The following is a 21086-nucleotide window of genomic DNA, read 5'->3' as shown; positions in this document are numbered from 1 at the left end:
ACTGACAGTTGGTGGTGTCAGGACGGGGTGTCAGCGGGGGTGTCAGCTCGCGTGCGCGCACGCGTTGACCTAAGGCGGGGAGGGGTGTCAGCGGTTCTGACACCCCCGCTGACACCTTGAGCGGGTGTCAGCAAGCGTCAGCCTGGTGTCAGTGCAGGTCAGGCAGGTGTCAGCGTCGGGTACAGCAGCTTGTACACGCCGGGGTCGTCGGTTTCCTCCAGGTGTACGGCCTCGTCGGAGAGCTCGGTGAGCTTGGTGGAGATCCAGGCCCGCGACCGGCCGATCCGGGTGCCCTTCCCGAAGGGCGCGAAGTCCTTCGGGCCGACCTTCTCCCGCTTCTCGTCGCGCAGTTCGTCGAGCATGGTCAGGAGTTCGGCGTGGGCCTCCTCCGGGGTGCGTTCGATGTGCTGGACGGGCTGCCCGCCGAAGTGCCACGGCGTCGCGACCGGCGGGATCTCCCGGTCGGGGTCGACGTCCGGCTCCGGGGCGCCTTCGTCGTCGGGAACGAGGGCGTTGACCTCGCGCATCACCTGCCGCTCCAACAGCGCTTCCTCCTCGCGCTCTTCGTCTGCCTTGGTCATGACGGTGTCCTTCGCATCGACAGCGGTCAGGGACTGGCCGGGCAGGTAGATCGTGCGGTTGGCGTATGCCTCACCCGCAGCAGTCGTAGTGGTCGGACCCGCCGGGGTGGGAACGAAGTGGTCCTCCAGCACGGCGCGGATTTCGTCGTCGGGAATCGGGTTCCAGGTGCGGGCCTTCATCGCGTACCGCTCCTCGTCGACCCCCGGTGCGACGAGGTAGTTGTAGCCAGGCTTGCGGTTCTCCCACGCCTCCGGCCGGGCCCCGGCGTCGCGCACCTCGTCGGGCAGGGCCATGTCGGCAGTGGTGGAGCCCTTCACACCGAAGCAGAACGCTCCGCCGAGCTGTTCCCGCACGTCAGTGGGCATGGACGTGGCCGAGGGGCGCTGCTGGCTGACGATGACGCTGCCACCTGCGGAGCGCAGGGCCTCGACGACCGGCTCCAGTTCAGCGCCGTCACGGAAGAGCTTCGCCGACTCCTCGATCCACACGATCAGGTACGGCATGCCCAGCTTGGCGAAGGCTTCCGGGGTCCAGTTCTTGAAACCGTGCCGCCCGAGTTCGTCGGCGCGGGCGGTGATGACCTGCGGCAGTGCATCGATCATGGCGTTGCCGCCTGCCATCGTCATCTCGACCCAGTCGAGGTAGGGCAGCAGAGGCCCGAAGGTCTGCATGCCCTTGGCGGGGTCGACCGCCCACACAATGGCGTCGCGCCTGCTCAGCGCCTCGATGATGCTCCACGTCACGCCGGTGGACTTCGCCGATCCGTTCATCCCGGAGACGGAGAAGTGGGTGGCGTTGCGCCTCGCTTTCTCGTCGGCGGGGAACCAGAACTTCTCGATCTCCCCGTCCTCGTAGATGCCGACCTCAACCGGCTCGGTGATGGACTGGCCCGAAGCGGACGGCCCCGGGTAGTCGGCGCCAGCCGTGAGCATGTCCTTCGGCACGAACACGAATTCGCCCTCGGCCGCGTTGTCCGGGTTGGGCACGATGCGGATGCTGGTCGGGGAAATCCCCAGCTCGCTCGCGATACTGCCGATGCGGTTGCCGAGGTCGTCGTTCGTCATCTCCCCACCAGCCAGCCGATACGGGGCGGTGACCTTGTTCGGCTCGACCTTCGGCTCGCCCCGCAGCGTGGCCTTGGCCTTGCCGAGCGCCTTGACCAGCAGGCCGGTCTCCGACGCGACCGCCTCCGATGCCCTCACCTCCGGGTTGGCGCGCATCACCTGTCGGATGTTCCAGCTACCGGCGGCCACAGCCCCGCCGATCGCCCACGTCGACGCCAGGTAGGGGTTGAACGGGTCGGTGACGGTGGCCAGCACCATGTAGCTGGTGCCCGCGGCGGTCGACAGCGTCGCGTGAATCCTGCGGGGGCCGGTGGTGCTCTGCCCGGCCCACCAGGTGGCACAGGTCAGGGCCCCCGACGCGACGGTCAGTCCGACCCCGGCGAGCGGGGACTGCCCCCAGAGGGCGTTGGTGCCGACGCTGGCGGGCATCGCTGCGGCGACCGCTAGCCAGGGCCGCATGCGGACGTGTTTCACGATCGTCCGCAGGTCGGATTTGAGGGTGTCAGCCACGGTGTCAGCTCCGATGTCAGTGCAGGTGGGAGGGTATTAGCCGTCGGCGCGCATGGCCTGGTTCAGGACCGAAATCTCGGATGCCTCCGCCAGGTCAAGGGCGAGGGTCAGGCGGACGGGGGTGTCTTCGAGGAGGTCGCTGTGGACGAACTTCGCGCCGGGCGCCAACAGCTTCATGTGCGCGTCGAGGAGGTCCAGGGCAGCGTTCAGGAGGTTCTTGGCCTCCAGGCCGTTCGCGGCGGTGTACTCGTAGCGGTGTGCCCTCATCACGTTCTCCTTGCAGGTGAGATGGGGTGTCAGCGGACTTGGGCCGCAACGACGATGTAGATCACGAACAGGACGACTGCGGCCCCGAGTCCGTCGACGAGGAGCACGGCGTACCGGGCCCGCAGCCACAGCGCGAACAGCGCTGCGGCCACGGCAGCAACAAGCAGGTCGATCACCGGGGCTTCCAGATCCCCGAACGCCGCTGCTGCACCCGACCACGGCTGACCTGGGCAAGTTCCGCCTCGAACTCCCGGGAGAACGTCGCGTACATCGCCGCCGCCTGCTTCGCGATGAGCTTCTCCGCCGCAGCGATTCGCTTCAGATGCCGCGATACACGCCGTGCCCTAGCCCGCGCCCCGGACAGCGAGCCCGCCATATCCGGGATCGCCCGCAGCACCGACTCCAGCGTCTCCGCATCCAGCGCCCGCTCCACAGCCCGCGGACGGGCATCCTTGCGCAGCGCCTCGGAGAACGCACGGATGTCCTCGTCAGAGGTGAATCCACTGCCGGGCAGGGCCTTGCCATGTGCGGCCTGACCTCCGTTGCCGTTCACCACGGTCTTATGGAACGACAGAGACACGGGCGGCAGGCTGGGCAGGTCCCCCAGCAGGTTCAGCTTGTTCACGCTGATCTTCGTGTTGCGGTTGGGTCGGAGAGCGGGCTGCCGCTGGCCGTTCGTCGGCGGATGAGCGGGCCGAGGAGGAAGCGCCCTGCCACCCCTCTGAGCAGCCCTCGCCTGAGCATTCGCCCGTGCAGCCCTATCCCTCTCGTCACCCCGCAGGAACGCCCGGTCCGCCGGAGAATCAGTGTTCCGCCACGCGGTTCCGTCGCGCCGGACAGTCCCTCCCGTACTGCCGTTGCTGCTGTCACTGCCAGGGGTGCCGTTGACGGCCATAACAACCTCCAAGTAGGTGCGCGCGGCCAACTGCCGCAGAAGCGGGGGCGGGCTAGTTGAGGGCGGCGACGGCGGCAGCATCGAAGAGGTGACTGCCGTTCGAGGGGTCCGTTGCCACGGGCTTCAGGCGGCCCCGTGTCACCCAGCTCCGGACCGTGGCAGGGTCCTTGCCCAGCCGGGCAGCCACCTCCGCAGTCGTCAGGTGCTTGCCACGTCGGGTGTCACGCCCGTCCGTGAGTTCCCGCAGCGGCGTGGCAGCTGCCACGATCGGCAGGAAGCGAGCGTTGGGCGGCACCGCGGCCTCCCAGCCGAGGCGCTGGACCTCAACCCGCGCCGACGCAGACTCAACCGCACTCGGAGCGAGGGGCGTTGCACCCTGCGTGGCAGATCGCAGTGCTGCCACGGCTCCCGCCACGCGCCCCCATGTCAAAGCGGCAAGGTGCGCGCCGAGCCCGATGCAGATCGTCGGGGCAGCCGAGGCGAGAATGACGTGCCCCCAGGTCGTGGCATCGCTGGCCCCCGTCACACCCCCCGCTGCACTGCCGTGGGCCACGTTGAGGGTGAGGCTGATCGCCGTCAGGCCGATGACCGTGCCGATCGCCCACCGGTAGCCGGGCGTCCCGTACAGGGCGATCGAGGCGACGATCGCGAGACCGTCGAGGAGGTCGATGACGAGCGGGTAGTACTGGCGGACCTCGCTCAGGCCGATCGTGTCAGCCGTGTCACGCAGGGGCACCCAGCTGACACGCATACCGACAACGGCGACCAGGGCGAGGGCACCGAGGATGACCGCGAACCCGATGATGGTGACCCACAGGTTCCAGCGTTCACCGGTCCCTGCAACGGGGGGTGTGACAGGTGCCACGGGGGGCGTGGCAGCCGTTGCAGCAAGAGTTTTCCGGCGTAGTCGACGGAACTTCATGCCGCCCACCTCAACCCGGCACTCGACGCCGGGCGAGCCGCACACCACAGGAGTGACACGGCCAGTGCCACGCCGAGCGCAACGGGCTGCCCCAGCGACCAGACAGCCACCGCGAGAACCGCGACGATGGTCTGCGGGCAGGACACCAGCAGGGCCACGAACAGCACCCACGCGACAACAGCAGCGGGACGCATCACGCCACCTCCTTCACCAGCTGGTCGGCCAGGAACTCCATGTCGCGGGCTTCCTGCTCATCACGGGCCGTCTCACGGTTGGCTTTGCGAACCTCACGCCTACCGATGCGGATCAGCCCGTAGTCATCGCCCAGATAGCGCACCGCCAACTCGCGGGCACCCGGCCGGGCGAACTGCACCGCGTGGGCGAACTCGTGCACCACAGTCGGCGGCAACTCACCCGGCTGCCTGGCCAAACGCACCGCATCAAGAAGCACCAGAGACTCCGACGCCGAGAACGTGGTGTGCCCGAAGACAGCGCCGTGCTCCCACCGGTGCGTCGGAAGATTCCTTGTACCGAGCAGCTCCTGGTGCACCGCGACGAGCAGGTCGTGAGAGCACCCCAGGTCCATCACCATGACCTCGACTCGGCCAGCCGACCGGCCCATGTAGCCCTCGACCAGGCTCAGTGCCCGCGGGGCGAGCGCCCGCACCTCATCCAGCACCGGCCGCTGCTTGACGGACAGGCCACGACCAGACACACGCACACCCATCACGCCACCCCCGGCCTGGGCAGCGCCCGGCACGCGGCGGCGTGGGACATCGCCCACTCCGACACCGACGGCTTCTCGTACTGGTTGTGGCTGTCCCCGCACCCCCGGCAGACCGCCCTGCGGAGGTCGTCCTCGCTGATGTCGACGGTCAGGCTGTGGTCGCCGAGGTGTGCGCCCGCCCACGTCAGATGCCGGGCGAACACACCCTCCGGCCAGGGCTCAACAGCGCATTCACGACTCACGGTTGCACTCATCGAGCCACCCCCACGGCACGGGCGATGATCTCTGCGTGGTCGAACGCCAGCGGCGGCAGTGCCTCCAACGGCCACCACCAGGCACTGGTCGCGTCGTCGCCCGCCTCGATGGGCAGACCGGAATGGACGGTCAGGTGATACGCGACGGTGACGTACCGGCCGCGCGGGTCACGGTCGGGGGCATCGAACACACCGACCTGGACCAGCTCCTCCGGCGACGCGTACACCCCGGCCTCCTCAGCGAGCTCACGGGCAGCGGCAGCACGGCTCGTCTCACCGGGATCAACGTGTCCGCCAGGCAGCGCCCACTGGCCCTTGTGCGGGTCCCAGCCGCGCTCGATCAGCAGGACGCGCCCGTCGGTCGTGGTGACGACGACGTCGGCGGTGTAACGGATCGCGAGGAGAGACTCTTCGGCGCTCATCGGGCTACCTCCTGTACGGGGATCTCGCGGCACTGCGGGGCGTGCTCGTCAGCCCAGCGGCGGGCTTGGCGCTCGGCGTTCTCGGCGGCGGTAGCGATGGGCAGCGGCTCGTCGTCGCCGCGCCCGTAGACGTACAGGTCCCAGTGGACGGTCTCGACCGTTGCGCATCCGGAGCAGGCCGCCACCGTCGACAGGGCCTGCTCGGAATCCCGCGGCCCCATCTCGGTGATGGTGACGGCGATGTCCTCGCGGCCGAGGGACTGGCCGACCAGGGTGAGGTAGCGGGCCAGGACGCGGGGGGCCTTGCGGGCTTCCTCCGCCTTGCGCGCCTTCTCGGCTTCCGACCAGGCGGTGTAGCGGTCCCAGTTGGCCTTGGCCTCAGGAGTCATGCCGCTCATCGGGCCACTCCCACCGCTTCGGCGATCACGAGGAAGTCGTCGGTGTCGAGGTCCTGCACCACCGTGCCGCCCAACCGGGAGGCGACCTCCTCGGCGGGCCAGGACCCACGCGGGTGACCGGCCGGGATACGGGCCAGAACCTCGCGCGGGCTGCGAACGTAGGAGGCGGACTCGTGCGCGGCACGGTCAGCGGCAGACAAGGCGCTCACGCCGCCACCGCCTTCACGGACAGACCACGCAGCTCATCCATCAGCCGGGGCTCGGACGGGTGGGCCAAGTCGTGCTCAAACGCCGCCAAGGCGATCTCAAGGGCACGGTCGAAGTCGCTGGCCGCACGGACAAACAGGTACTCGGCGAGAAACGCCGCACGCGACTGCAAGGACATGGGCATCACGCCACCTCCTGGGTGGACGAGTTGGAGCGGATCGCTCGGATTCGGCAGCGCTGCTTGTACGCCACGAGATCGGCGTGCTCCACGCGCTTCGCCCCTGAGCCTTCTCCGATCGCCAGGGCCGGGAGCCTGCCTGTGGCGATCTCTTCGTAGACGGTGGCCAGGGAAACGCCCAGGATGCGGGCCACTTCCTTGACGCGATACGGGGGCCGCTCTGCGGCGGCCGTCGGGTTCTCCGCAGCTTCCATGACGCCCACGATGCAACCTAGCCGCCTAGGCGTCAACCCCTTCTAGGCAATAAGAAAGGGGGCCCACCGCAGTGGGCCCCCGCGCCGACCTATCGACTACCCGTGCACGGGGAGCCGGTAGTTCAGCTCGATGCGCTCCGAGTTGATCGCCATGAAGCAGACCTCCACAGCCAGGCCGTCCTTGTCGAAGTAGGTCCGCGCAATTCGAAGCAGCGGCACACCCGCCGGGAGGGACAACTCCTTACTCTCGTGAGACGTGGGCACCGTGGCCTTCACCTTCTCCTCGTACTCAACGGCTCGATGGCCGATCGCAACGAGGGCCGCAGGCGATCCACCCTTGATCCGCTCTTGCCGTTCCAGGGGTGTTCCTCGCGCAATCGTCGCTGGGTAGTAGGAGTCAACGAGCTCCACCGGCTCCCCGTCCAGCAACATGACCCGCGCACGAAGGATCACGGGCTCGCCGACGGCGATATCGAGTCGGTCTGCCACATCCTCCGAGGCGGGCAGTTCGCGAACAGGGCGCATCCGCTGACTCCCGGTCATGCCATGACGTTCAGCCTCTTCCCCCCAGGCCCAACGACCGCTCTCCGTAGGTGCGGTATAGGAGGAGCTATGGACGAACATGCGTCGCTTCTCGCGCACGAAGGTCCCTTTACCGACACGCCCCTCGACGAGCCCGTCTTCCTTCAGCTCGCGCAGCGCACGCTGCGCTGTTGTCACCGAGACCTCAAAACGGTCTCTCAACTCAGCAAACGACGGCAGTTTGCCGCCCGGAGGCAGCGCGCCACTGGCGATGTCGTGGCGCAGCGCGTCAGCGACCTGGGCGAACGGCGGCCGTGGGTCCTGACTGCTGACCATGCGGATCTCCTCGCGGCTAGGTGTCTAGGTCCGAGAGTAGGTGATCCCAATAAGCCCAGGTAAGAGCAATCACGTTCAAGTCCTTGACGCCTAGGCGGCTAGGTGCTGCCATGGAACCTATGGAAACGGCAGAACCTGCCGGACGGTATGCACGAGATGGAGGCACAATGCCCGAACTTCCCGAGCGCACCGCGCTCTACCGCCTATACGACGCCGAGAGTGATCTCCTGTACATCGGCATCAGCCGAGCCCCCGAGACCCGCTTCAAGGTGCACGCCCGCTATCAGCCGTGGTGGCACCTGGTCGAGTACGTGGACCTGACTTGGTTCGCCGACTATCCCCTGGCACGGGCAGCCGAGCTTGCGCGCCAGCGCGCCGAGCGACCGCCGTTCAACGCCATGGCCCACATGCAGTCCCGCCTGAGTTGGGACATGCCTGCGGTCAGGTACGACGCCGAAGCTGAGGCTGCAGCCGCGGTGGCCAAAATCCGAGACGCGCTGCACTCCGGCTCCTGGCGGCCTGGTCAGCGACTGGCACCTCACTACGTCAGCCGAATCCTCGGGCTGCCGATCTACCTCGCAGCCTGCGCCCTGGAGCAGCTACGCGGCGAGGGATACCTGTGGTCGCTCTGCAAGACCTACGCCGTCGTAGCGCGAGTGGCACCCCGCATGGAGACCTCGACGGCGCCTTGAAGCTGTTCTCTACCGGTGGCCGGTCTGATCTGATGGCTCTTGCCGGACGCCTGGGTGGTGGTTTTCGGTCATCCCCGTGGGCTGCCGTCTGCCCGATATGAGGGGGAGTGACTGAACGACAAGAGTGCCCGGGAAGAACGGGGCGCCCGCCGGGGCCGTAGACAGTTGGGGGGTCCGATGCAGGCTGTCGGGCGGCCACCGTAGACAGATCAGCCGGTCAGCCGAATTACAAGCGTCCGAGCTCGGAGGACCTGCCCTAAGCGCGTCCGCCAGGACAGGCAGCCGGAAGCGATCGCAAACCTTGTGTCTCATAGGCACCGTTCGCATACCGTCCTGAACAACGCGAAAGCCGGGTGGTCTTCACCCACCCGGCCTTCGGGATCTTCGGGTCTTCACTCCCGTCGATCAGTTTGACCAGCGGGTCTTCACCCCGCCGATCCGGAAACCCCATCCGCGAAGAAGGAGAGTTCCATGTCCAAGAGCTTAGCCCCGTCGCGCCAGCCCGCCCAAGGTTCGACCCGAGCGACGCCTCTCACCCCGTCCCGTCTCCTCTCGACCCCGTTGCCCGATCTCCTCGCCGAGTTGGGTGTGGTCTCGTGCCCGTCGTCGATCACTGACGCCGGTTTCTTCGGCGCCCTGCACGAGCTCGCTGACGGCCGCCTGACGTTGCTGCTGCCTGGTCGTGATCCGGTGGTGGAGGACACGGTGGCCCGCGCGATGCTGGGCGAGGTGTTCGGTGTCCCGTTGGCGCCGTTGCCCGATTCGGTGGAACTCTCGGTTCTGGACTCTTCGGCGGCTGCGATGGGGGCATGCTGATGAGCGACAACGGGCAGCAGAAGAAGCCGTGTTCGTCGTGCAACGGCTCAGGTATGTCGGCCTAGGAGGAACGATGCGCACGATCTATGTCTGTCTCGGCTGTGCTGGCCAGTACCTTCCGCCGGAGTCGATGACGTACCCGTCGCTGGAGAAGACGGCGAGTCCGGTGCACTGCGGGAATCCGTCCTGCGAGGCCGTAGTCGAGGACTCGCTGGCCATGATGGGCGTCCCCGAAGACGTGGTCGCGAAGTGGGCGCGCAGGGCTGCCGGGTTGGATGGTGAGGTGCGTCGCCCGCGGTCGGGTCGTCGCTCGCGAGGGCGGCGGCCTGGTGCGGCTCCGGCATCGGCGAGGTCGAAGCTGCTGTAGGTCGTGACCGCATGGATAGCGCCCCAGCCCACGTCCGGGCTGGGGCGCTCTTTGTGTGTGGTCAGCTGACTTCGGGCATCGCTTTGCGTACTGCTTCGACGAGCGCTTCCAGGTGGCCGTGGGCCAGGCCGCCCGTGTAGGCGAGTCGTTCTTCCGGGGTTGCATTGGTGGAGAACCCGGCATCCCCGGCTGGGTCTGCCAGGAACGCTTCGGCGTCAGCGAGGGCTTTGTCGAGCGCGGTGTCAGTCATGGGTTTCACTCTGACAGCAGAGCTCGGGATGGCGGTAGGGCGCATTCTCCGGTGAGGTGCGCCTCGCTGCGCTCCGGGTGCGCTGACCGCCTTGTCGTCGCAGGCTGGTGGCATGTCCCCTGCTCCGATCGTCGTGCACCCGCCTCGCGGCGAGGGTGGCCGCCGGGTGACTGCGGACGGCGTGATCCTCGGCATGGCGTACTCCGACGGTGACCTGGTCGAGCTGTTGCGGCTGGCCGGGGTGGAGGATGCCGAGGATCTGGTGGCGGCGGACACGGCGCTGATCGAGTGGCGGGGGCTGGTGGCCCACGATTACGGGTGGGGGCCGGGTGAGCGGGGGTACCGGCCGCCGCCCGCCCGGTAGCGTCGGCCGTCGATGAGGTCCCGGAGGAGATCGGCCAGGGCGACGCCGATTGCGTAGCCGACCGGGGCGGCCAGGAAGCAGAGCAGCAGGTTGATCACGCCGCCGCCCTCTCCGCGATGGGCAGACGCTTGACGTCGACGGGCCCGTACTCCGTCCCGCACCCGCGGCACTCCTCGCCGGGGGTGTCGAGTGCGACCCAGAGGATGCCTCCACAAGGGCACTGCACGGGGACCTTCCGGGGCTGCCGTTCGCCGGTGATGAGCGCCTCGCACCGGCGGATAGCCTGACCCACCTCGGCCGCGAATTCATCCAGCGCCGGGTGCGCCGAGCAGGCCCGTCCCAGGTTGAGGTGCAGTGTCGCCACCGCCCGGTCGAGCCGGTACTGGAGCCGGCCGCCGATGCCGACGGTGCCGAGCCCGTAGGTTGCCCAGTCCTCGACCCAGGTCTCCAGGGTGGACACGATCCCGCCGCCCGCGGTCAGGGACAGAACCTCCGCATTGAGCGGCATACTGCGGCCCGGCGTCCCGGATACGGCACCTCCGTCACCGCTGCGGCCGGGGTGGATGCGCAGGCACAGCCGGGCGTACAGGCCGCCGGGTCCGGCGAGCGCGGTGAGGTCGCGGCTGATGCGCTGTTCGCAGATGCGGCACACGTACCGCCCGGCTTCGTCGTCAAACAGGTCGCGGGGGCAGATCACACAGCGGGGGCGAGGGTTGTCGTCGATCACGGCGTGCTCCTTGCGGGCGTGCGGGGTGGTCAGGCGGTGGTGGGCATGTGCTCGACGAGGTGGTCCATGTACGCGGCCAGGGCGCGGCCGATGACCGCACCCCAGCGGGCGGGGTCGTTGGGTCGGCCTTCCGCGTCCCATTCGGCGCCGAGGTCTTGCAGGACGGACCAGTAGGCGTGGCAAGAGGGGCAGTTGCTGGCGATGCCCTGCCGCACCCAGGTCACTGGTCCTCCGTGCTGTCGGTCCGGGCTATCTGTTCCCGCCCGGCCTGGGTGATCGTGTACTTGCGGCGGCGCCCCCACGGGCCGACGGGGCCTTCCTCGCAGGTGGCCCACCCTTCGCGGACGAGGCGGTCGAGGGCGCGGCGGATGGTGGGGCCGGTGATGCAGGTGGCCTCGACGAGCTCGAACGCGGTGGCGGGCTGCTTGGCCAGCACGCGGAGGACTGTCGGGACGCCGACCTGGGGCGGGGTGTCGGTCATGACTCCCGCTCCTCGTCACCGTGGATGGCCGCATAGCCGTTGGCGGGCCCGGGGAGCCCCCAGAGCGTCCCGTAAGGCTTCTGCCGGGCGACGAGGCCGACGCTGGCGGGGTCGTTGCAGCGCATGCCGCGGCGGTGGCGTTCGAAGGCGGTGAGGCTGCTGAACGTCTCGTGGCAGCAGGAAGCGTGGGAGCGCTCGGCGCCGGACCACCACTTTCCGCAGGCACCGTGCTGGATGGCGTTGTTAGGTATCGGGGTGGGCGTCTGGATGGCGGGGGTGGATTCTTGGGTCTGCACTGAGATGCCCTTTCCTGCGGTCGCATTTTGGGTCAGGAGCGCCTGGGATCCCTTTCGGATCCCCGGGGAGGGTCGGGGGCCTGTGGCGGCCGTCACGCGTCCTCCCGCTGCACCGGGAACGGCAGCCGGATGTCGTCGACGCCGAACTCGCCCAACTTCAGCGCGAGGGCGACTGCCTGACCGCGGTCGTGGGCACCGAGAGTCCGGTAGGCGCGGTTGAGGATCTCGCCGACGGTTCCGGAGGAGACCCCGAGCCAGCGGGCGATCTGCGCGTTGGTGTTGCCGTTGGCCGCCAGCAGGAGCACGTCCCGCTGGCGGCGGGTCAGGACGCGGGTCATGCCCTCTCCCGCCGCTTGAGCCGCCCACCCGCATCGAGGTGCCCGTCGGCAGTGGCGAGCATCCGTACCGCCCGCGCCAGCACGTCCGTGGGCGGCTCGCCCCGGTACGCCAGACGCACGATGCGGTCGGTGGCCTCGTCGAGGGCGATCCGGCGGGCCGACGGGGACGACGGGCGGGTCATGACGCGACCTCCTGCTCCAGCACGTAGCCGGTGCGCCGCTGCTGCCCCGCCTTCGTGATCGGACTGGCATGCAGGCTGGCGACGAGGAGTTGGCGGAACCGCTTGCCCGTCGCTGCGTCGACGACGTGGGCTCGCGCGTCGCCCGGGGTGTACGCGGTGATGCGGATGCGGATCGGAGGTTCGTCGCGCGGGTCGCACGACTGGTAGGTCTGGCCGGGCTCGATGGCGGTCATCGCTGGCCCCCGTCCGCGGCCGGGTCGACCTCGGGGTGCGTGAACCTGATCGGCTTGCCGAGGCTGCGCGCGTATGCGATCTCCGACCGGGTTGAGTCCCCGATGTACGACCCGACGACAACCACCTCGTCGGCGAGCCGGATCTTCGCCCGGTGCAATTCGTCGAGGCGCTGCTTGCCCGCCTCGGCTTCGGCCTCGTCGGCCCACAGCGGGTGCAGCGTCTTCATGTCGCAGCCGGGCTTGACGACGATGCAGCCCGCCCACGTCAGGTCGCGGTCAGCGTCGGCCATCTCCGCCATGAAGCGGGTGGAGCCGCAGATGGCGATGACGGCGGGAATCTTGAGCTGGCGCTTGCCGTCGGCGAGCTTCTCTTCCGGGGTGAGCAACTGCGGGTCGGTCATCAGCGGTTCTCCTGTCGGGTTGGGTGGAGGGCCGCCCCGCACGTCACGGGGCGGCCTCGGGCGGGTCAGTCCTGGATGAGCTGGCCGTCGTCGTCGCGGGGGCAGTCGCATCCGCAGGCGTGGTCGTAGTGGTCGGAGCCCACGCCGTAGCAGCGGCAGTGGCCCTCGCCGCAGGGCTGGGGGCGGTCGTCGTCGGCGGTGAAGTCGGGCTGGTTGTCAGTCATCAGCGGTTCTCCTGTCGTTCGAGGTGCCATCCGCCGCACGTCTGGCAGGTGGCGGGCTGGTGGGCGGTGCGGGTGCTGTAGCCGGTGATGGAGTCGGCGGTGAGGGCAAGGTGCGCGGTGGCGTACCGGTCCGCGCTGGTCGGGCAGGCGGCCGGGGTGCGGATCGTGCGGGCGGGGTGGCGGAGCCAGGGGCGGGGCATCAGGTGTCCGCCTCGTCGTCGGGGTGGCACCTGCGGGCGCTGATCGCGGCGAGGAGGGCTTCCCGGTGGGCGGCCTGCTCCTCGCGGGTCCAGCGGCGGGGCTTGGTCCGGGTGTTGGGCCAGGGTCGTGATCCGCCGAACGTGCCGTCGGGGATGGCCTCGGCTAGTCGGGAGTCGACGAAGAGCTTCATGACGTGATCTCCCAGGCGAGTTGCCCAGATGCCTCGATCGCGGCACGCCGTGTAGCTGCGGCGGTTTCACGGTGGTGGTCTCGGTCGTAGTGCAGGTGGCAGCCCTGGCACATGGCGCGAAGGTTGTTGTCGTCGCAGTTCTCTGGGGTGTGGTCGAGGTGGGCAACGGTGAGCACGACCTTGGACTCGGTGCCGTAGGCGGGCTGCCCGTTGCGGTTGGGGCAGCGCCCTTCGTGGGTGCCGCGCCCGCATTCGCCGTGGCATTCGCAGCGGCTGGCGGCACGCTCGTTGCGGATGCGGAGGCTGATCGTCGGCCAATCCCTGGGGTACCGCTTGCGGTTCTCGGTCCGGATGGGGCTCATGCCGCGGTCCTTTCGGCTTCGGTGTACCGCTCGGCGTGGACGGCTTCGCCTGCGAGGGGCATGCCGTCGAGGTGGCAGGGGACGGTGGGGGTGACCTGGCAGCGCGGGCAGCAGGCGGTCAGCCGGGCCCATGCGTACCGCCGGCCGGGGTGCGGCTCGGTGAGGATGCGGCGCCCACTGATCGTGGTGCAGGGCTTGTGCTCGTGGGCCCCGCAGTGGGGGCAGGCGACGGAGCGAGCCGGGTGGGCTTTGGCGCGCATGAAGTGCCGGAGGTTCTCGGGCATCGGGGCGGCGTTGCGGAGGGTCATGTCTGGCTCCTCGGGGTGCAGGCGGGGCAGTCGCATCGGGTGGTGATCTCGGGCCGGTCGGCGACGATCCAGTTGCGGTGTTCGGTGAGGGCGGCGTCGACGATGTGCGCGGGCGGTGCCGGGACGGGCTGCGGCGGGCAGGTGCCGGGCGGCCACGCTCCGAGCCGTCGCCGTCTTGGCGGCTGCGGCGGGGGTTCGGGCGCGGCGGGCTGGCGGCGGGTTCGGCCGGCGGCTATCTGCTGGCGGAGGAACGAACTCAGGTCGCCCTGCCGCCGCATGGCCTTGATGTCGTCGGGGTCGATGTCGGTCATGACGCCTCGTCGACGATGTCGGCGTCAGGGATGTTCTCGTCGGCGGCGAGCCGGGCGAGGGCGCGGGCGGACGCTTCGCGGATCCGCTGTTCCTGCGCGGCCCGCTCCTCCGGCGGGAGCTCTGTACGGCCTTCTGCGGCTCTGCGGCGGGCGCTGTGCGGGTTGGCGCGCGGTTTGCCCATCGGCTGCTTCTCGTTGCCGCCTGGGGTCTTGCACGGGCGGCCTATCGCGGCGGAGCAGGTGGGGCACTCGATGCCGAGGGGCCCGGATCGGCGGACGGTGTCGATGAGTTCGGCCTCGACGGTGGTCTCGTCCGCGTCGTCGACGGGGCGGCCGACCTGCCAGCCGCGGGCTTCCAGCTCGTTGGTGAACTGCTTCGACGGGCCGCCGTCCAGGGCGAGCCGGCCGGTGGGCGGTGCAACGCGCCCCGAGGCGATGGCGGTGAGCTGGCCGCGGTAGCGGGCGAGGTACTCGGCGGTGGTCTCCTCGGGCAGCGGCTGGTACTGGAAGTTCTCCAGACGCTGGCTGCGAATCTTCGTGCGGAGGGTGCGGACGTGGTGCGGCAGGATCCACAGGCGCTCGCTCGGGTTCTGCGGCGGGGTCGAGTAGTAGCTGGCCACAGCGTCCCGGGCGTCCTGGTCGAACGGCACGTCGTGCAGGGCAGATGCCCAGGACTTGGCAGCGGCGACGGACGGCTGGCGGTTGTCGAACCCGGAGCAGTGCGCGAGGAGCGCAGCGGCCTCTTCGGCGTTCATGCGGAGTCTCCTTCTTGGCGGAGTTGCTCGGAGATGGCCAGCCATCCGGCGACCTTGGCGTCGGTGCCGGTGAGGGTCTGGCCGGAGGGCAGGGCGATGACGTTGTTCGGCTTGCGGAGTTCTGAGAACGCGAACTGGAGGGTTCCGCCCGTGACGGGCTTTGAGAGGTCACCGAGGCGGACGAGGGCCTGCCAGAGTTCGGCGGCTTCAACTCCGTTGCGGAGGGTGTCGTCGATGGCCCGTCGGATGGCGCGCTTGCTCTGCGCCGTGGTCCGCCCGTACTGCTCCCACCACTTGTCCGCGATCTGCTCGCCGAGGGATGCATCGCCGCGGGGGGTTGGGGGGTGGTTCCCCTGACGGTTCTCTGACGGTTCTAGTGGGGGTTCGGGTGAACTATTGACGGGGTTACCGGGAGTATTGTTCGGGGTTTCTGTCGCAAAGTTCGGGGTTTCTGTCGCAGAGTTCGGGGTTTCTTGGCCCGTTACCCCGTCAGATGTGCGGGGTTTTCCGTCGGTAACCCCGTCGATTGTTCGGGGTTTCGGGATGATCTGGTAGCGGTTGGAACGGTGCCTTCCGCCCCCGTTGTCGACCTTCAACTCGCCGATTTCAACGAGACTGTTGATCCCCTTCTGCACCGCTCGCGGGGACAGCTTCGTGCGCTCCGAAAGGTCGTCGATCGACGGCCAGGCGCACCCGTTGTCGTCCGCGCGGTCGGCGATGGCGAGCATGACCAGCCGGGCCCCGTTGCGGGACTCGGATCGGCCCCACACCCAATTGCTGACCTTGATGCTCACGAAGTTCTCTTCTCGGTACGCGGTGCGGATAGAGGTGTCAGCGGCGGGGTGCGGCTCGGGCTACGTGGTGAAGTCGAGGACCCCTTGGGCGAACCGGCCTTCTGCGAGCTGGTGGTAGTCGGCGTTGATGTCGATCCCCACGTAGTTACATCCCAGGTCACGCGCAGCGGCGCCCGTGGTGCCGCTGCCGGAGAACGGATCGAGCACAGTGCCGCCCGGGATGCACCCGGCCGCAATGCAGCGCATCGGCAGATCGACCGGGAACGTCGCGAAGTGGGCTTGCGGGTTGGGCCGGGTGGAGATCGACCACACATCACCCGGGTTGCGCCCCTTCGCGTCGACCTTGTCCAAGCCCCATGCGCCGGTCGCGGTGTTGGGTTTGTTGGCGGTGGTGTGAACTCGCCGGGAGGCAGCCCGGTCGCCGGTGTACTTCTCGCGGATGGCGTCGAGGTCGAACGTGTACGAGTCGCTCTTCGTCAGGAGGAAGAGGAGCTCGTGCCGGTTGCTGAGCCGGTCGGCGCAGGACTCCGGCATGGCGTTGGGCTTGTTCCACACGATGGCGTTACGGACGATCCAGCCGTCGTCCTGCAGGGCGAACGCCACCCGCCATGGGATGCCGAGCAGGTTCTTCGGTGCCACACCTTTGGCCTGCTTGGTCTGGTACGAGTCGCCGATGTTGAGCCACAGCGTCCCGTCGTCGGCGAGAACCCGCCGTGTGTCGGCGAACACCCCGCGGAGCGTCTCGGCGTACTCGGCCGGGGTGGCTTCCTGCCCGTACTGGCCATCGTGGCTGTAGTCCCGCAGCCGGTAGTACGGGGGCGAGGTGACAATGCAGTTGACGGACTGGGAGCCCAGCGTCGCCAGTTGTTCCCGGGCGTCCCCGAGCAGCAGGGTCACCGTGTCGTCCTGGAAGTAGACGCTCATGCTGCCGCCTCCTTGCGCATGTCGCGGATGAGGTCGTGGACGTAGGCGGTGGCCATGCCGAGGCGTGCGGCGATCTCGTGCTCGGGGATGCCGTAGGCGGCGAGGTGGGCGATCTCGGCGTGGCGGAGACGGCTGAGCTCGCGAGCACTCGGCGAGGACTTCGTACCGGTGTCGGGTGCCGATGCCGGGTCGTCGATGTCGTCCCAGGCGGCTGGCGGCGCCCAACCTTCGCGTTGTGCACGGTTGAGGCTCCGTGTGGAGTTCCCTCGGCTTGTGCACAGGGCGCGGTACCCGTTGTCGATACGCTGCGCGAGTCCGTGGTGGATGGTCGCTACGCGCCCGTTGAGGAGGTAGCTGGCCGTGGAGAGCTCGACGGAGGATGCTGCAGCTACGTCGCCGAGCTTGTGCCCGAGGGCAAGCAGGGCGCGAAGGCGGCGGGTCGTTCCGAGGGCGGGCACTGACCGGTTCCTCGCGGCGGCCTTCCCCGGCGGGAGGGCGAGGATGGTGGCTGCAGTAGTTGCTCGGACGCGGCGCCGCCGGCCGAGGGCGATGGCGTCCACGGTGCTGGCCCGGAGGCCGGTGATGTCGGCGATGTGGGTGTAGGCGTCTCCGGCGGCGCGCAGGTGGTGCAGGTGCTTCTGTACGGGTGCGGCGTCGACGAGGAGCGGTCGGCCGGTGGAGGCCAGGTAGTTGCGGCGCTTGGTGTAGGCGGCCTCGGCGTCGCGGCACGGCTTGCAGTGGCAGCGGTTCGTTCCGCTGCGGTGGCCTCCCCGGGCGCGTTCGTAGGTGCCGTGCGCGGGCAGACTGCGGGTCGCGGTGGTCACTGGTTCTCCTCCGTCCTGGCGGGCTTCGTGTCCCAGATGGCGGTGCAGGTGTCGAGTGCGGCCTGGTTGGTGCCGGGCTGGGTGTCGTGCTGCGGCGGGTCCTCGATGTACGAGGCGAACCGGCGGATCGTGGCGAGGTCGTCGGCGTGCTCGTAGCCGTCGGGGACACCGTCGCCGATCGCGGTATCGACGACGGGCTCCTGCAGCAGGGCGGCCAGCCGGTGCGAGGCGTTGACGAGGGCCCGGTACGCGCGGCGGGCCACCAGGACGGTGAGGAACAGCCCGGATCCGATGACCAGGTAGGGGGCGGCGACCGCGACCCAGAGGAGGACGTCGGCGAGGATCCAGAGGTTCACGTCCGCCTCCCGACCCACTGGCGGCAGAGACTGCGGTGAACCGTGGCTCGCTTCGACGGCACGACCCCGGCTTCCTGGATGACGCCGTGGCGGGCGGCGATCCCGAAGCGGGGTCCCCATTGGGAGGGGTGGTCGGGTTCGTCGACGAGGCCCTCGGCGATGAGATCGGCGGCCTGGAACGGGACCCCGCGGCGGGCCATCACCTGGATCGCGGCGTCGCAGGCGGTCGCCCACTCAACGGTCGTCGAGGCTTCGGCGGCGGCCATGCCGTCCGCCTTCGCCGCATCGCCCGCGGCCGGGTTCACGGTGCCGGGGGTGGGGAGGGGGAACTGGAGTTGGGTGGTCATGACGTCACCGCCCGGTCGGCAGCGATGCGGTACAGCCGGGTGAATTCGTCGCTGAGCCCTTCGTGGATGCACTCCGCAAGCTCGTCGCGGCGCATCTCGGCGACGGGCACGTTGTCGAAGTAGATGTTGATGAGGTTCTCGATGGCCTCGCGCGCCTGGCGCAGATCGTCGGTGATGTTGGGCTGCTGCGTCATGGTCATCGCCACCCTTCCGGGGTGTCTCCGTCGCGGAGAATTTCGGCTTCGGCCCGGGCGTTAGCGGCCTCTTCGCGGTGGTGGCGGCTGAGTGCCGCCCCCTGGTCTCGCTGGAGGTCGTCGCCCGCGTTGGTTCGGTAGCGGTCGGCGTCTCGGGCTGCTTCGTCAGAGCGCGCGGCGTCGCGTTCGCGCCGGTCGGCGAGGTCGTTCTTCTGCTGTCGTGTCCAGCGGGTCATGACGCGTCCTCCTCATCGGCAGGGACGGCTTCGATCCGCAGTCCGGGCTGTTCGGCGCGCACGGTGTGGGTACGCCCGTCCGGCGAGGTGACGATGAAACCGAGGCCGCGAAGAGCGCCGCCGGACCACTGCCAGGCGTCGGTAATCTCGCCTTCGAAGGTGACGCGGACCTTCGTGCCCTTGCGTGCTAGCGCCCGGAGGCGGGCTTCCTCGTCGCTGAGGGCGTGCATGGGGCGCCGCTTCGGGGTGTGCATGAGCGTGACCTTGGTGGGGCGCAAGCCGGGAACGGGGCTCTCGCAACGGCAAGCGACGTGCTCAGGGGTGTGCGGTTGCGCCTTGCAGGACTTGCGGCATCGCTTGCAGTACCAGATCAGGACTGTCGTTTCGGGAAGAGTCGTCATCGCCCGGCCTCCTCGTCGACGAACTCGGCGTCGATGGGGCCCTCGTCGTCCGGGTCGGCTTCGTCGAGGCCGTTCACCGGCTGCGGCATGGGCGGCGGTGCCGGGAGTTCGCCGGAGACTTCCGCCTGTGCGCGGAGCTGTTCCCGCATGTACTCGGCAGAGGTCGGCACCCACTTGGCGAGCTGCCTCACGCAGCTCTTGAGCCACATGGATTCCTCGTTGGTGTTCCACGGGCTGTACTCGGAGTTCTTGGAATCCGACTTCGCCTTGATCTCCATAACGCGCTGCCGGTTGAGGACGACGACCTTGGAGACGGCTCCGTCCTTCATGACGGCGTAGGCGTACACCCCGACGAGGGGGCCGCGGTCGGGACCGAACCAGTCGATCTCGTGGACGGGGCGGTCGTCGCGGCCGGGCACGTAGCGGAAGGTGTCGTTGGCGCGAACCGATTCGACGATGACCGTGGACGCGGCCCCGGCCCGGTAGATGAGCTCGACGATGCCCTGGTAGCCGACGATGCCCTGGATGACCTTCCGCCCGCCCTTCTTGCGCGGGGTCAGGTAAAACTGCTCCGTTCCGGGCTCAAGTCCCAGGCGGGCAGCGGTCTTCAGCTCCCGCAGGAAGACGCCCACGTCGTTCGCGGCGGCCTGTTCCAGGTCCTTGTTGCCGCGAATGGCGCCGACGGCGAGCCGAATCCACTGGTCGGCGTTGACGTGCGAGGGGACCAGGGCGGCGTACTCGCTGCGGTAGGTCTCGATTTGGGCGGCCGGTCCGCTGTCGCGGGTGGCGATGGCGTTGCTGATCTGGCTCATCAGTGGCTCCGGTAGGGCTGGAGGGCGAGGGTGGTGCCGTCTTCGCGGACGGTGCGGTAGGCGATGCGGCGGCCGTCGTGGACGGCGCGGTAGCCGGTGCCGATGGCGTCGAGGACGTGTCCGCGGGCCCGGGTCAGCTCCGTTTCGGCTGCCTTGTAGCCGAGTTGGGCGATCTCGTAGTCGGCGGCGATCTGGTCGCTGATTTCCACGTCGGCGTCTTCGCGGCCTTCGTGCTGGACGCGGATCGTCTGGTAGGTGGCGTCGGCTCCGTCGATCGGCGGGCGCTCACCGTTGCGCACGGAGTTGAGGAACTCCTCGGCGGCGGTGCGCATGAGCTTGGCGTCGTCCGGGTCGTACTCAACGACGTATTCGCGGTAGTCGTGGCCGGAGATGAGGACGGCGACGTGGCAGACCTGGAGGCCGAGGGTGTCGAGCTGCCACTGGATCTGGCACTGGTAGTGCAGCGGAATCTCGTCCGTGCCGGCCGGGCCCCAGCCGTCGCCGAACGGGGACGTCTTGACTTCCAGGAGGCGGGGCAGTTCCCCGGGTGCGATCTCCCAGCCGGTCAGCGGCATGAAGATCCGGTCGGGGGTAGCGCGCTGCCAGTCCCGATCCCGGTGGTGCCAGGTTCCCGCCTGGGTGGCCTCGGTGGTGTTCTGGTGCTCGTCGACCCACTTCTGCGCGACGGCGTCTTCGAGCCGGTTGCCCCACTCGATCGCGGGCGTCATCTCGAAGGGGGGCGTCGACAGCCCGGCCTTCTTGTGCCACAGGGAGAACAGGGATTGCCAGGGGCTGAGGCCCATGACGGCGGCGATCTCGGTGGCGGTGATGGTGAGGCCGGCGCGGGCTTGGTCCCATTCCAGGGTGCCGGGGGTGAACTCACCAAGGAGGACACCGGTCGGGGTGGTGAGGGTGCTCATCAGAACGGCTCCTCTGCGGTGGTACGGGCGCCGGGCCACAGGGGCAGGCGCCAGGTGCGCAGCTGGTCGAGGCAGGGACACTCGTCCCACTCGGCGTCGTCGCCGTAGGGGATCCATCCGCCCCGGCTTCCAGCACAGTTGGGGCAGTGTGGGTCGGGTTCGCGGGTGACGTGGATGGCCCGCTGGTACAGCTCGGCCGTCCAGCGGCCAAAGGTGATTTTGAGGTTCAAGGGGTCCTGCTT

At 69.0% G+C, this 21086-nt stretch carries 45 protein-coding genes; 4 read left to right on the top strand and 41 right to left on the bottom strand.

The features are described 5' to 3' along the window. Positions 1-158 precede the first annotated feature (158 nt). From OG897_RS13520 to OG897_RS13455, 14 genes are all read right to left on the bottom strand, one after another. Positions 159-2156, bottom strand: coding sequence for a conjugal transfer protein TraB (locus tag OG897_RS13520; RefSeq protein ID WP_266656084.1), 1998 nt, complete (start codon positions 2154-2156; stop codon positions 159-161). A 36-nt stretch (positions 2157-2192) separates the two neighbouring features. Continuing rightward, complete coding sequence (locus OG897_RS13515) at positions 2193-2423, bottom strand: hypothetical protein (protein WP_266656082.1); 231 nt, start codon at positions 2421-2423, stop codon at positions 2193-2195. A gap of 29 nt (positions 2424-2452) precedes the next feature. Then, on the bottom strand, positions 2453-2599 hold the full coding sequence (locus tag OG897_RS13510; protein ID WP_266656080.1) for a hypothetical protein: 147 nt from the start codon (positions 2597-2599) through the stop codon (positions 2453-2455). Continuing rightward, a complete protein-coding gene (gene traA, locus OG897_RS13505) occupies positions 2596-3048 on the bottom strand; it encodes a plasmid transfer protein TraA (protein ID WP_266656078.1) in 453 nt (150 codons plus the stop codon). The genes OG897_RS13510 and traA overlap by 4 nt, the downstream gene beginning before the upstream one ends. A 322-nt stretch (positions 3049-3370) precedes the next feature. Beyond that, positions 3371-4183, bottom strand: a complete 813-nt coding sequence (locus OG897_RS13500) for a helix-turn-helix domain-containing protein (protein ID WP_266656076.1) — start codon at positions 4181-4183, stop codon at positions 3371-3373. 53 nt (positions 4184-4236) lie between these two features. Further along, entirely contained in the window at positions 4237-4437 is a 201-nt protein-coding gene (locus tag OG897_RS13495) for a hypothetical protein (RefSeq protein ID WP_266656075.1), read from the bottom strand. Beyond that, complete coding sequence (locus OG897_RS13490) at positions 4434-4967, bottom strand: hypothetical protein (RefSeq protein WP_266656074.1); 534 nt, start codon at positions 4965-4967, stop codon at positions 4434-4436. The genes OG897_RS13495 and OG897_RS13490 overlap by 4 nt, the downstream gene beginning before the upstream one ends. Then, entirely contained in the window at positions 4967-5221 is a 255-nt protein-coding gene (locus OG897_RS13485; RefSeq protein ID WP_266656073.1) for a hypothetical protein, read from the bottom strand. The genes OG897_RS13490 and OG897_RS13485 overlap by 1 nt, the downstream gene beginning before the upstream one ends. Then, a complete protein-coding gene (locus OG897_RS13480; RefSeq protein WP_266656072.1) occupies positions 5218-5643 on the bottom strand; it encodes an NUDIX hydrolase in 426 nt (141 codons plus the stop codon). The genes OG897_RS13485 and OG897_RS13480 overlap by 4 nt, the downstream gene beginning before the upstream one ends. Then, the gene (locus OG897_RS13475; protein WP_266656071.1) at positions 5640-6041 is read right to left on the bottom strand and encodes a hypothetical protein; all 402 of its coding nucleotides are present in this window, start codon (positions 6039-6041) and stop codon (positions 5640-5642) included. The genes OG897_RS13480 and OG897_RS13475 overlap by 4 nt, the downstream gene beginning before the upstream one ends. After that, positions 6038-6250, bottom strand: coding sequence for a hypothetical protein (locus OG897_RS13470; RefSeq protein ID WP_266656831.1), 213 nt, complete (start codon positions 6248-6250; stop codon positions 6038-6040). The genes OG897_RS13475 and OG897_RS13470 overlap by 4 nt, the downstream gene beginning before the upstream one ends. Continuing rightward, complete coding sequence (locus OG897_RS13465) at positions 6247-6426, bottom strand: hypothetical protein (RefSeq protein ID WP_266656070.1); 180 nt, start codon at positions 6424-6426, stop codon at positions 6247-6249. The genes OG897_RS13470 and OG897_RS13465 overlap by 4 nt, the downstream gene beginning before the upstream one ends. A gap of 5 nt (positions 6427-6431) precedes the next feature. After that, positions 6432-6680 carry a helix-turn-helix domain-containing protein gene (locus OG897_RS13460; RefSeq protein ID WP_266656069.1) on the bottom strand — a complete coding sequence of 83 codons (249 nt, stop codon included), beginning with the start codon at positions 6678-6680 and terminating at the stop codon, positions 6432-6434. Between the two features lie 96 nt (positions 6681-6776). After that, on the bottom strand, positions 6777-7538 hold the full coding sequence (locus OG897_RS13455) for a GntR family transcriptional regulator (protein ID WP_266656068.1): 762 nt from the start codon (positions 7536-7538) through the stop codon (positions 6777-6779). A 167-nt stretch (positions 7539-7705) separates the two neighbouring features. Here OG897_RS13455 and OG897_RS13450 point away from each other — a divergent pair, with 167 nt between their 5' ends. The 3 genes from OG897_RS13450 (at position 7706) to OG897_RS13440 (ending at position 9413) form a co-directional block, all read left to right on the top strand. Continuing rightward, positions 7706-8230, top strand: coding sequence for a hypothetical protein (locus OG897_RS13450; RefSeq protein ID WP_266656067.1), 525 nt, complete (start codon positions 7706-7708; stop codon positions 8228-8230). A 471-nt stretch (positions 8231-8701) separates the two neighbouring features. Next, complete coding sequence (locus OG897_RS13445) at positions 8702-9046, top strand: hypothetical protein (RefSeq protein WP_266656066.1); 345 nt, start codon at positions 8702-8704, stop codon at positions 9044-9046. 73 nt (positions 9047-9119) lie between these two features. After that, positions 9120-9413 (top strand): hypothetical protein, encoded by a 294-nt coding sequence (locus OG897_RS13440; RefSeq protein WP_266656065.1) that lies wholly within the window; start codon positions 9120-9122, stop codon positions 9411-9413. Between the two features lie 61 nt (positions 9414-9474). Here OG897_RS13440 and OG897_RS13435 read toward each other — a convergent pair whose 3' ends face one another. Beyond that, positions 9475-9663 (bottom strand): hypothetical protein, encoded by a 189-nt coding sequence (locus OG897_RS13435; protein ID WP_266656063.1) that lies wholly within the window; start codon positions 9661-9663, stop codon positions 9475-9477. 112 nt (positions 9664-9775) lie between these two features. Between OG897_RS13435 and OG897_RS13430 the strand changes: the two genes are divergently transcribed. Continuing rightward, a complete protein-coding gene (locus OG897_RS13430) occupies positions 9776-10027 on the top strand; it encodes a hypothetical protein (protein WP_266656061.1) in 252 nt (83 codons plus the stop codon). 94 nt (positions 10028-10121) lie between these two features. Here the strand turns inward: OG897_RS13430 and OG897_RS13425 are convergent, their stop codons facing one another. The 26 genes from OG897_RS13425 to OG897_RS13300 form a co-directional block, all read right to left on the bottom strand. Then, positions 10122-10754, bottom strand: a complete 633-nt coding sequence (locus OG897_RS13425; protein WP_266656059.1) for a hypothetical protein — start codon at positions 10752-10754, stop codon at positions 10122-10124. A 29-nt stretch (positions 10755-10783) separates the two neighbouring features. Then, positions 10784-10978 (bottom strand): hypothetical protein, encoded by a 195-nt coding sequence (locus OG897_RS13420; protein WP_266656057.1) that lies wholly within the window; start codon positions 10976-10978, stop codon positions 10784-10786. Then, complete coding sequence (locus OG897_RS13415) at positions 10975-11235, bottom strand: PadR family transcriptional regulator (protein WP_266656055.1); 261 nt, start codon at positions 11233-11235, stop codon at positions 10975-10977. Before OG897_RS13415 ends, OG897_RS13420 begins: the two co-directional genes overlap by 4 nt. After that, positions 11232-11531, bottom strand: a complete 300-nt coding sequence (locus OG897_RS13410; protein ID WP_266656053.1) for a hypothetical protein — start codon at positions 11529-11531, stop codon at positions 11232-11234. The genes OG897_RS13415 and OG897_RS13410 overlap by 4 nt, the downstream gene beginning before the upstream one ends. A 92-nt stretch (positions 11532-11623) precedes the next feature. Continuing rightward, positions 11624-11869, bottom strand: a complete 246-nt coding sequence (locus OG897_RS13405; RefSeq protein ID WP_266656051.1) for a response regulator transcription factor — start codon at positions 11867-11869, stop codon at positions 11624-11626. After that, entirely contained in the window at positions 11866-12051 is a 186-nt protein-coding gene (locus OG897_RS13400) for a hypothetical protein (protein WP_266656049.1), read from the bottom strand. Before OG897_RS13400 ends, OG897_RS13405 begins: the two co-directional genes overlap by 4 nt. Beyond that, a complete protein-coding gene (locus tag OG897_RS13395; RefSeq protein WP_266656047.1) occupies positions 12048-12284 on the bottom strand; it encodes a hypothetical protein in 237 nt (78 codons plus the stop codon). Before OG897_RS13395 ends, OG897_RS13400 begins: the two co-directional genes overlap by 4 nt. After that, positions 12281-12685: a hypothetical protein gene (locus OG897_RS13390; RefSeq protein ID WP_266656045.1), complete on the bottom strand. Its 405-nt coding sequence runs from the start codon at positions 12683-12685 to the stop codon at positions 12281-12283. The genes OG897_RS13395 and OG897_RS13390 overlap by 4 nt, the downstream gene beginning before the upstream one ends. A 65-nt stretch (positions 12686-12750) precedes the next feature. Beyond that, on the bottom strand, positions 12751-12909 hold the full coding sequence (locus OG897_RS13385) for a hypothetical protein (RefSeq protein ID WP_266656043.1): 159 nt from the start codon (positions 12907-12909) through the stop codon (positions 12751-12753). Then, positions 12909-13109, bottom strand: a complete 201-nt coding sequence (locus tag OG897_RS13380) for a hypothetical protein (protein ID WP_266656041.1) — start codon at positions 13107-13109, stop codon at positions 12909-12911. Before OG897_RS13380 ends, OG897_RS13385 begins: the two co-directional genes overlap by 1 nt. Next, positions 13109-13300, bottom strand: a complete 192-nt coding sequence (locus OG897_RS13375) for a hypothetical protein (protein WP_266656039.1) — start codon at positions 13298-13300, stop codon at positions 13109-13111. The genes OG897_RS13380 and OG897_RS13375 overlap by 1 nt, the downstream gene beginning before the upstream one ends. Beyond that, positions 13297-13662, bottom strand: coding sequence for a hypothetical protein (locus OG897_RS13370; RefSeq protein ID WP_266656037.1), 366 nt, complete (start codon positions 13660-13662; stop codon positions 13297-13299). Before OG897_RS13370 ends, OG897_RS13375 begins: the two co-directional genes overlap by 4 nt. Continuing rightward, positions 13659-13970, bottom strand: coding sequence for a hypothetical protein (locus tag OG897_RS13365; protein WP_266656035.1), 312 nt, complete (start codon positions 13968-13970; stop codon positions 13659-13661). Before OG897_RS13365 ends, OG897_RS13370 begins: the two co-directional genes overlap by 4 nt. Further along, positions 13967-14281, bottom strand: a complete 315-nt coding sequence (locus OG897_RS13360; RefSeq protein ID WP_266656033.1) for a hypothetical protein — start codon at positions 14279-14281, stop codon at positions 13967-13969. The genes OG897_RS13365 and OG897_RS13360 overlap by 4 nt, the downstream gene beginning before the upstream one ends. Beyond that, positions 14278-15036: a hypothetical protein gene (locus OG897_RS13355; protein ID WP_266656031.1), complete on the bottom strand. Its 759-nt coding sequence runs from the start codon at positions 15034-15036 to the stop codon at positions 14278-14280. The genes OG897_RS13360 and OG897_RS13355 overlap by 4 nt, the downstream gene beginning before the upstream one ends. Next, positions 15033-15764, bottom strand: coding sequence for a helix-turn-helix domain-containing protein (locus OG897_RS13350; protein WP_266656029.1), 732 nt, complete (start codon positions 15762-15764; stop codon positions 15033-15035). The genes OG897_RS13355 and OG897_RS13350 overlap by 4 nt, the downstream gene beginning before the upstream one ends. Positions 15765-15890: 126 nt before the next feature. Beyond that, positions 15891-16754 carry a site-specific DNA-methyltransferase gene (locus tag OG897_RS13345; RefSeq protein ID WP_266656027.1) on the bottom strand — a complete coding sequence of 288 codons (864 nt, stop codon included), beginning with the start codon at positions 16752-16754 and terminating at the stop codon, positions 15891-15893. Beyond that, on the bottom strand, positions 16751-17578 hold the full coding sequence (locus OG897_RS13340) for a hypothetical protein (RefSeq protein ID WP_266656025.1): 828 nt from the start codon (positions 17576-17578) through the stop codon (positions 16751-16753). The genes OG897_RS13345 and OG897_RS13340 overlap by 4 nt, the downstream gene beginning before the upstream one ends. After that, positions 17575-17934: a hypothetical protein gene (locus OG897_RS13335; protein WP_266656023.1), complete on the bottom strand. Its 360-nt coding sequence runs from the start codon at positions 17932-17934 to the stop codon at positions 17575-17577. The genes OG897_RS13340 and OG897_RS13335 overlap by 4 nt, the downstream gene beginning before the upstream one ends. Then, the gene (locus tag OG897_RS13330) at positions 17931-18281 is read right to left on the bottom strand and encodes a hypothetical protein (protein WP_266656021.1); all 351 of its coding nucleotides are present in this window, start codon (positions 18279-18281) and stop codon (positions 17931-17933) included. The genes OG897_RS13335 and OG897_RS13330 overlap by 4 nt, the downstream gene beginning before the upstream one ends. Further along, positions 18278-18475 carry a hypothetical protein gene (locus tag OG897_RS13325; RefSeq protein WP_266656019.1) on the bottom strand — a complete coding sequence of 66 codons (198 nt, stop codon included), beginning with the start codon at positions 18473-18475 and terminating at the stop codon, positions 18278-18280. Before OG897_RS13325 ends, OG897_RS13330 begins: the two co-directional genes overlap by 4 nt. A gap of 2 nt (positions 18476-18477) precedes the next feature. Beyond that, entirely contained in the window at positions 18478-18711 is a 234-nt protein-coding gene (locus OG897_RS13320) for a hypothetical protein (protein WP_266656017.1), read from the bottom strand. Continuing rightward, on the bottom strand, positions 18708-18965 hold the full coding sequence (locus tag OG897_RS13315) for a hypothetical protein (RefSeq protein WP_266656015.1): 258 nt from the start codon (positions 18963-18965) through the stop codon (positions 18708-18710). The genes OG897_RS13320 and OG897_RS13315 overlap by 4 nt, the downstream gene beginning before the upstream one ends. A gap of 143 nt (positions 18966-19108) precedes the next feature. After that, on the bottom strand, positions 19109-19924 hold the full coding sequence (locus tag OG897_RS13310; RefSeq protein ID WP_266656013.1) for a recombinase RecT: 816 nt from the start codon (positions 19922-19924) through the stop codon (positions 19109-19111). Beyond that, positions 19924-20844: a YqaJ viral recombinase family protein gene (locus OG897_RS13305; protein WP_266656011.1), complete on the bottom strand. Its 921-nt coding sequence runs from the start codon at positions 20842-20844 to the stop codon at positions 19924-19926. Before OG897_RS13305 ends, OG897_RS13310 begins: the two co-directional genes overlap by 1 nt. Beyond that, complete coding sequence (locus tag OG897_RS13300; protein WP_266656009.1) at positions 20844-21074, bottom strand: hypothetical protein; 231 nt, start codon at positions 21072-21074, stop codon at positions 20844-20846. Before OG897_RS13300 ends, OG897_RS13305 begins: the two co-directional genes overlap by 1 nt. Positions 21075-21086: the final 12 nt, after the last annotated feature.

This window comes from Streptomyces sp. NBC_00237 (assembly GCF_026342435.1).
GTDB lineage: Bacteria > Actinomycetota > Actinomycetes > Streptomycetales > Streptomycetaceae > Streptomyces.
The sequence above is the reverse complement of the archived record's forward strand: the minus strand, read 5'-3'. Positions and strand labels throughout refer to the sequence as shown.

Excerpts from the sequence above, each read along its gene's own strand:
- OG897_RS13515 (WP_266656082.1), bottom strand. The coding sequence starts at position 2,423 with ATGAGGGCACACCGCTACGAGTACACCGCCGCGAACGGCCTGGAGGCC.
- OG897_RS13395 (WP_266656047.1), bottom strand. The coding sequence starts at position 12,284 with ATGACCGCCATCGAGCCCGGCCAGACCTACCAGTCGTGCGACCCGCGC.
- OG897_RS13490 (WP_266656074.1), bottom strand. The coding sequence starts at position 4,967 with ATGGGTGTGCGTGTGTCTGGTCGTGGCCTGTCCGTCAAGCAGCGGCCG.
- OG897_RS13325 (WP_266656019.1), bottom strand. The coding sequence starts at position 18,475 with ATGACGCAGCAGCCCAACATCACCGACGATCTGCGCCAGGCGCGCGAG.
- OG897_RS13315 (WP_266656015.1), bottom strand. The coding sequence starts at position 18,965 with ATGCACACCCCGAAGCGGCGCCCCATGCACGCCCTCAGCGACGAGGAA.
- OG897_RS13460 (WP_266656069.1), bottom strand. The coding sequence starts at position 6,680 with ATGGAAGCTGCGGAGAACCCGACGGCCGCCGCAGAGCGGCCCCCGTAT.
- OG897_RS13455 (WP_266656068.1), bottom strand. The coding sequence starts at position 7,538 with ATGGTCAGCAGTCAGGACCCACGGCCGCCGTTCGCCCAGGTCGCTGAC.
- OG897_RS13405 (WP_266656051.1), bottom strand. The coding sequence starts at position 11,869 with ATGACCCGCGTCCTGACCCGCCGCCAGCGGGACGTGCTCCTGCTGGCG.
- OG897_RS13305 (WP_266656011.1), bottom strand. The coding sequence starts at position 20,844 with ATGAGCACCCTCACCACCCCGACCGGTGTCCTCCTTGGTGAGTTCACC.
- OG897_RS13435 (WP_266656063.1), bottom strand. The coding sequence starts at position 9,663 with ATGACTGACACCGCGCTCGACAAAGCCCTCGCTGACGCCGAAGCGTTC.
- OG897_RS13440 (WP_266656065.1), top strand. The coding sequence starts at position 9,120 with ATGCGCACGATCTATGTCTGTCTCGGCTGTGCTGGCCAGTACCTTCCG.
- OG897_RS13365 (WP_266656035.1), bottom strand. The coding sequence starts at position 13,970 with ATGACCCTCCGCAACGCCGCCCCGATGCCCGAGAACCTCCGGCACTTC.
- OG897_RS13350 (WP_266656029.1), bottom strand. The coding sequence starts at position 15,764 with ATGCTCGCCATCGCCGACCGCGCGGACGACAACGGGTGCGCCTGGCCG.
- OG897_RS13445 (WP_266656066.1), top strand. The coding sequence starts at position 8,702 with ATGTCCAAGAGCTTAGCCCCGTCGCGCCAGCCCGCCCAAGGTTCGACC.
- OG897_RS13380 (WP_266656041.1), bottom strand. The coding sequence starts at position 13,109 with ATGCCCCGCCCCTGGCTCCGCCACCCCGCCCGCACGATCCGCACCCCG.
- OG897_RS13345 (WP_266656027.1), bottom strand. The coding sequence starts at position 16,754 with ATGAGCGTCTACTTCCAGGACGACACGGTGACCCTGCTGCTCGGGGAC.
- OG897_RS13360 (WP_266656033.1), bottom strand. The coding sequence starts at position 14,281 with ATGACCGACATCGACCCCGACGACATCAAGGCCATGCGGCGGCAGGGC.
- OG897_RS13390 (WP_266656045.1), bottom strand. The coding sequence starts at position 12,685 with ATGACCGACCCGCAGTTGCTCACCCCGGAAGAGAAGCTCGCCGACGGC.
- OG897_RS13375 (WP_266656039.1), bottom strand. The coding sequence starts at position 13,300 with ATGAAGCTCTTCGTCGACTCCCGACTAGCCGAGGCCATCCCCGACGGC.
- OG897_RS13330 (WP_266656021.1), bottom strand. The coding sequence starts at position 18,281 with ATGACCACCCAACTCCAGTTCCCCCTCCCCACCCCCGGCACCGTGAAC.
- OG897_RS13465 (WP_266656070.1), bottom strand. The coding sequence starts at position 6,426 with ATGTCCTTGCAGTCGCGTGCGGCGTTTCTCGCCGAGTACCTGTTTGTC.
- OG897_RS13310 (WP_266656013.1), bottom strand. The coding sequence starts at position 19,924 with ATGAGCCAGATCAGCAACGCCATCGCCACCCGCGACAGCGGACCGGCC.
- OG897_RS13400 (WP_266656049.1), bottom strand. The coding sequence starts at position 12,051 with ATGACCCGCCCGTCGTCCCCGTCGGCCCGCCGGATCGCCCTCGACGAG.
- OG897_RS13475 (WP_266656071.1), bottom strand. The coding sequence starts at position 6,041 with ATGAGCGGCATGACTCCTGAGGCCAAGGCCAACTGGGACCGCTACACC.
- OG897_RS13415 (WP_266656055.1), bottom strand. The coding sequence starts at position 11,235 with ATGACCGACACCCCGCCCCAGGTCGGCGTCCCGACAGTCCTCCGCGTG.
- OG897_RS13485 (WP_266656073.1), bottom strand. The coding sequence starts at position 5,221 with ATGAGTGCAACCGTGAGTCGTGAATGCGCTGTTGAGCCCTGGCCGGAG.
- OG897_RS13370 (WP_266656037.1), bottom strand. The coding sequence starts at position 13,662 with ATGAGCCCCATCCGGACCGAGAACCGCAAGCGGTACCCCAGGGATTGG.
- OG897_RS13430 (WP_266656061.1), top strand. The coding sequence starts at position 9,776 with ATGTCCCCTGCTCCGATCGTCGTGCACCCGCCTCGCGGCGAGGGTGGC.
- OG897_RS13385 (WP_266656043.1), bottom strand. The coding sequence starts at position 12,909 with ATGACTGACAACCAGCCCGACTTCACCGCCGACGACGACCGCCCCCAG.
- OG897_RS13480 (WP_266656072.1), bottom strand. The coding sequence starts at position 5,643 with ATGAGCGCCGAAGAGTCTCTCCTCGCGATCCGTTACACCGCCGACGTC.
- OG897_RS13320 (WP_266656017.1), bottom strand. The coding sequence starts at position 18,711 with ATGACCCGCTGGACACGACAGCAGAAGAACGACCTCGCCGACCGGCGC.
- OG897_RS13355 (WP_266656031.1), bottom strand. The coding sequence starts at position 15,036 with ATGAACGCCGAAGAGGCCGCTGCGCTCCTCGCGCACTGCTCCGGGTTC.
- OG897_RS13450 (WP_266656067.1), top strand. The coding sequence starts at position 7,706 with ATGCCCGAACTTCCCGAGCGCACCGCGCTCTACCGCCTATACGACGCC.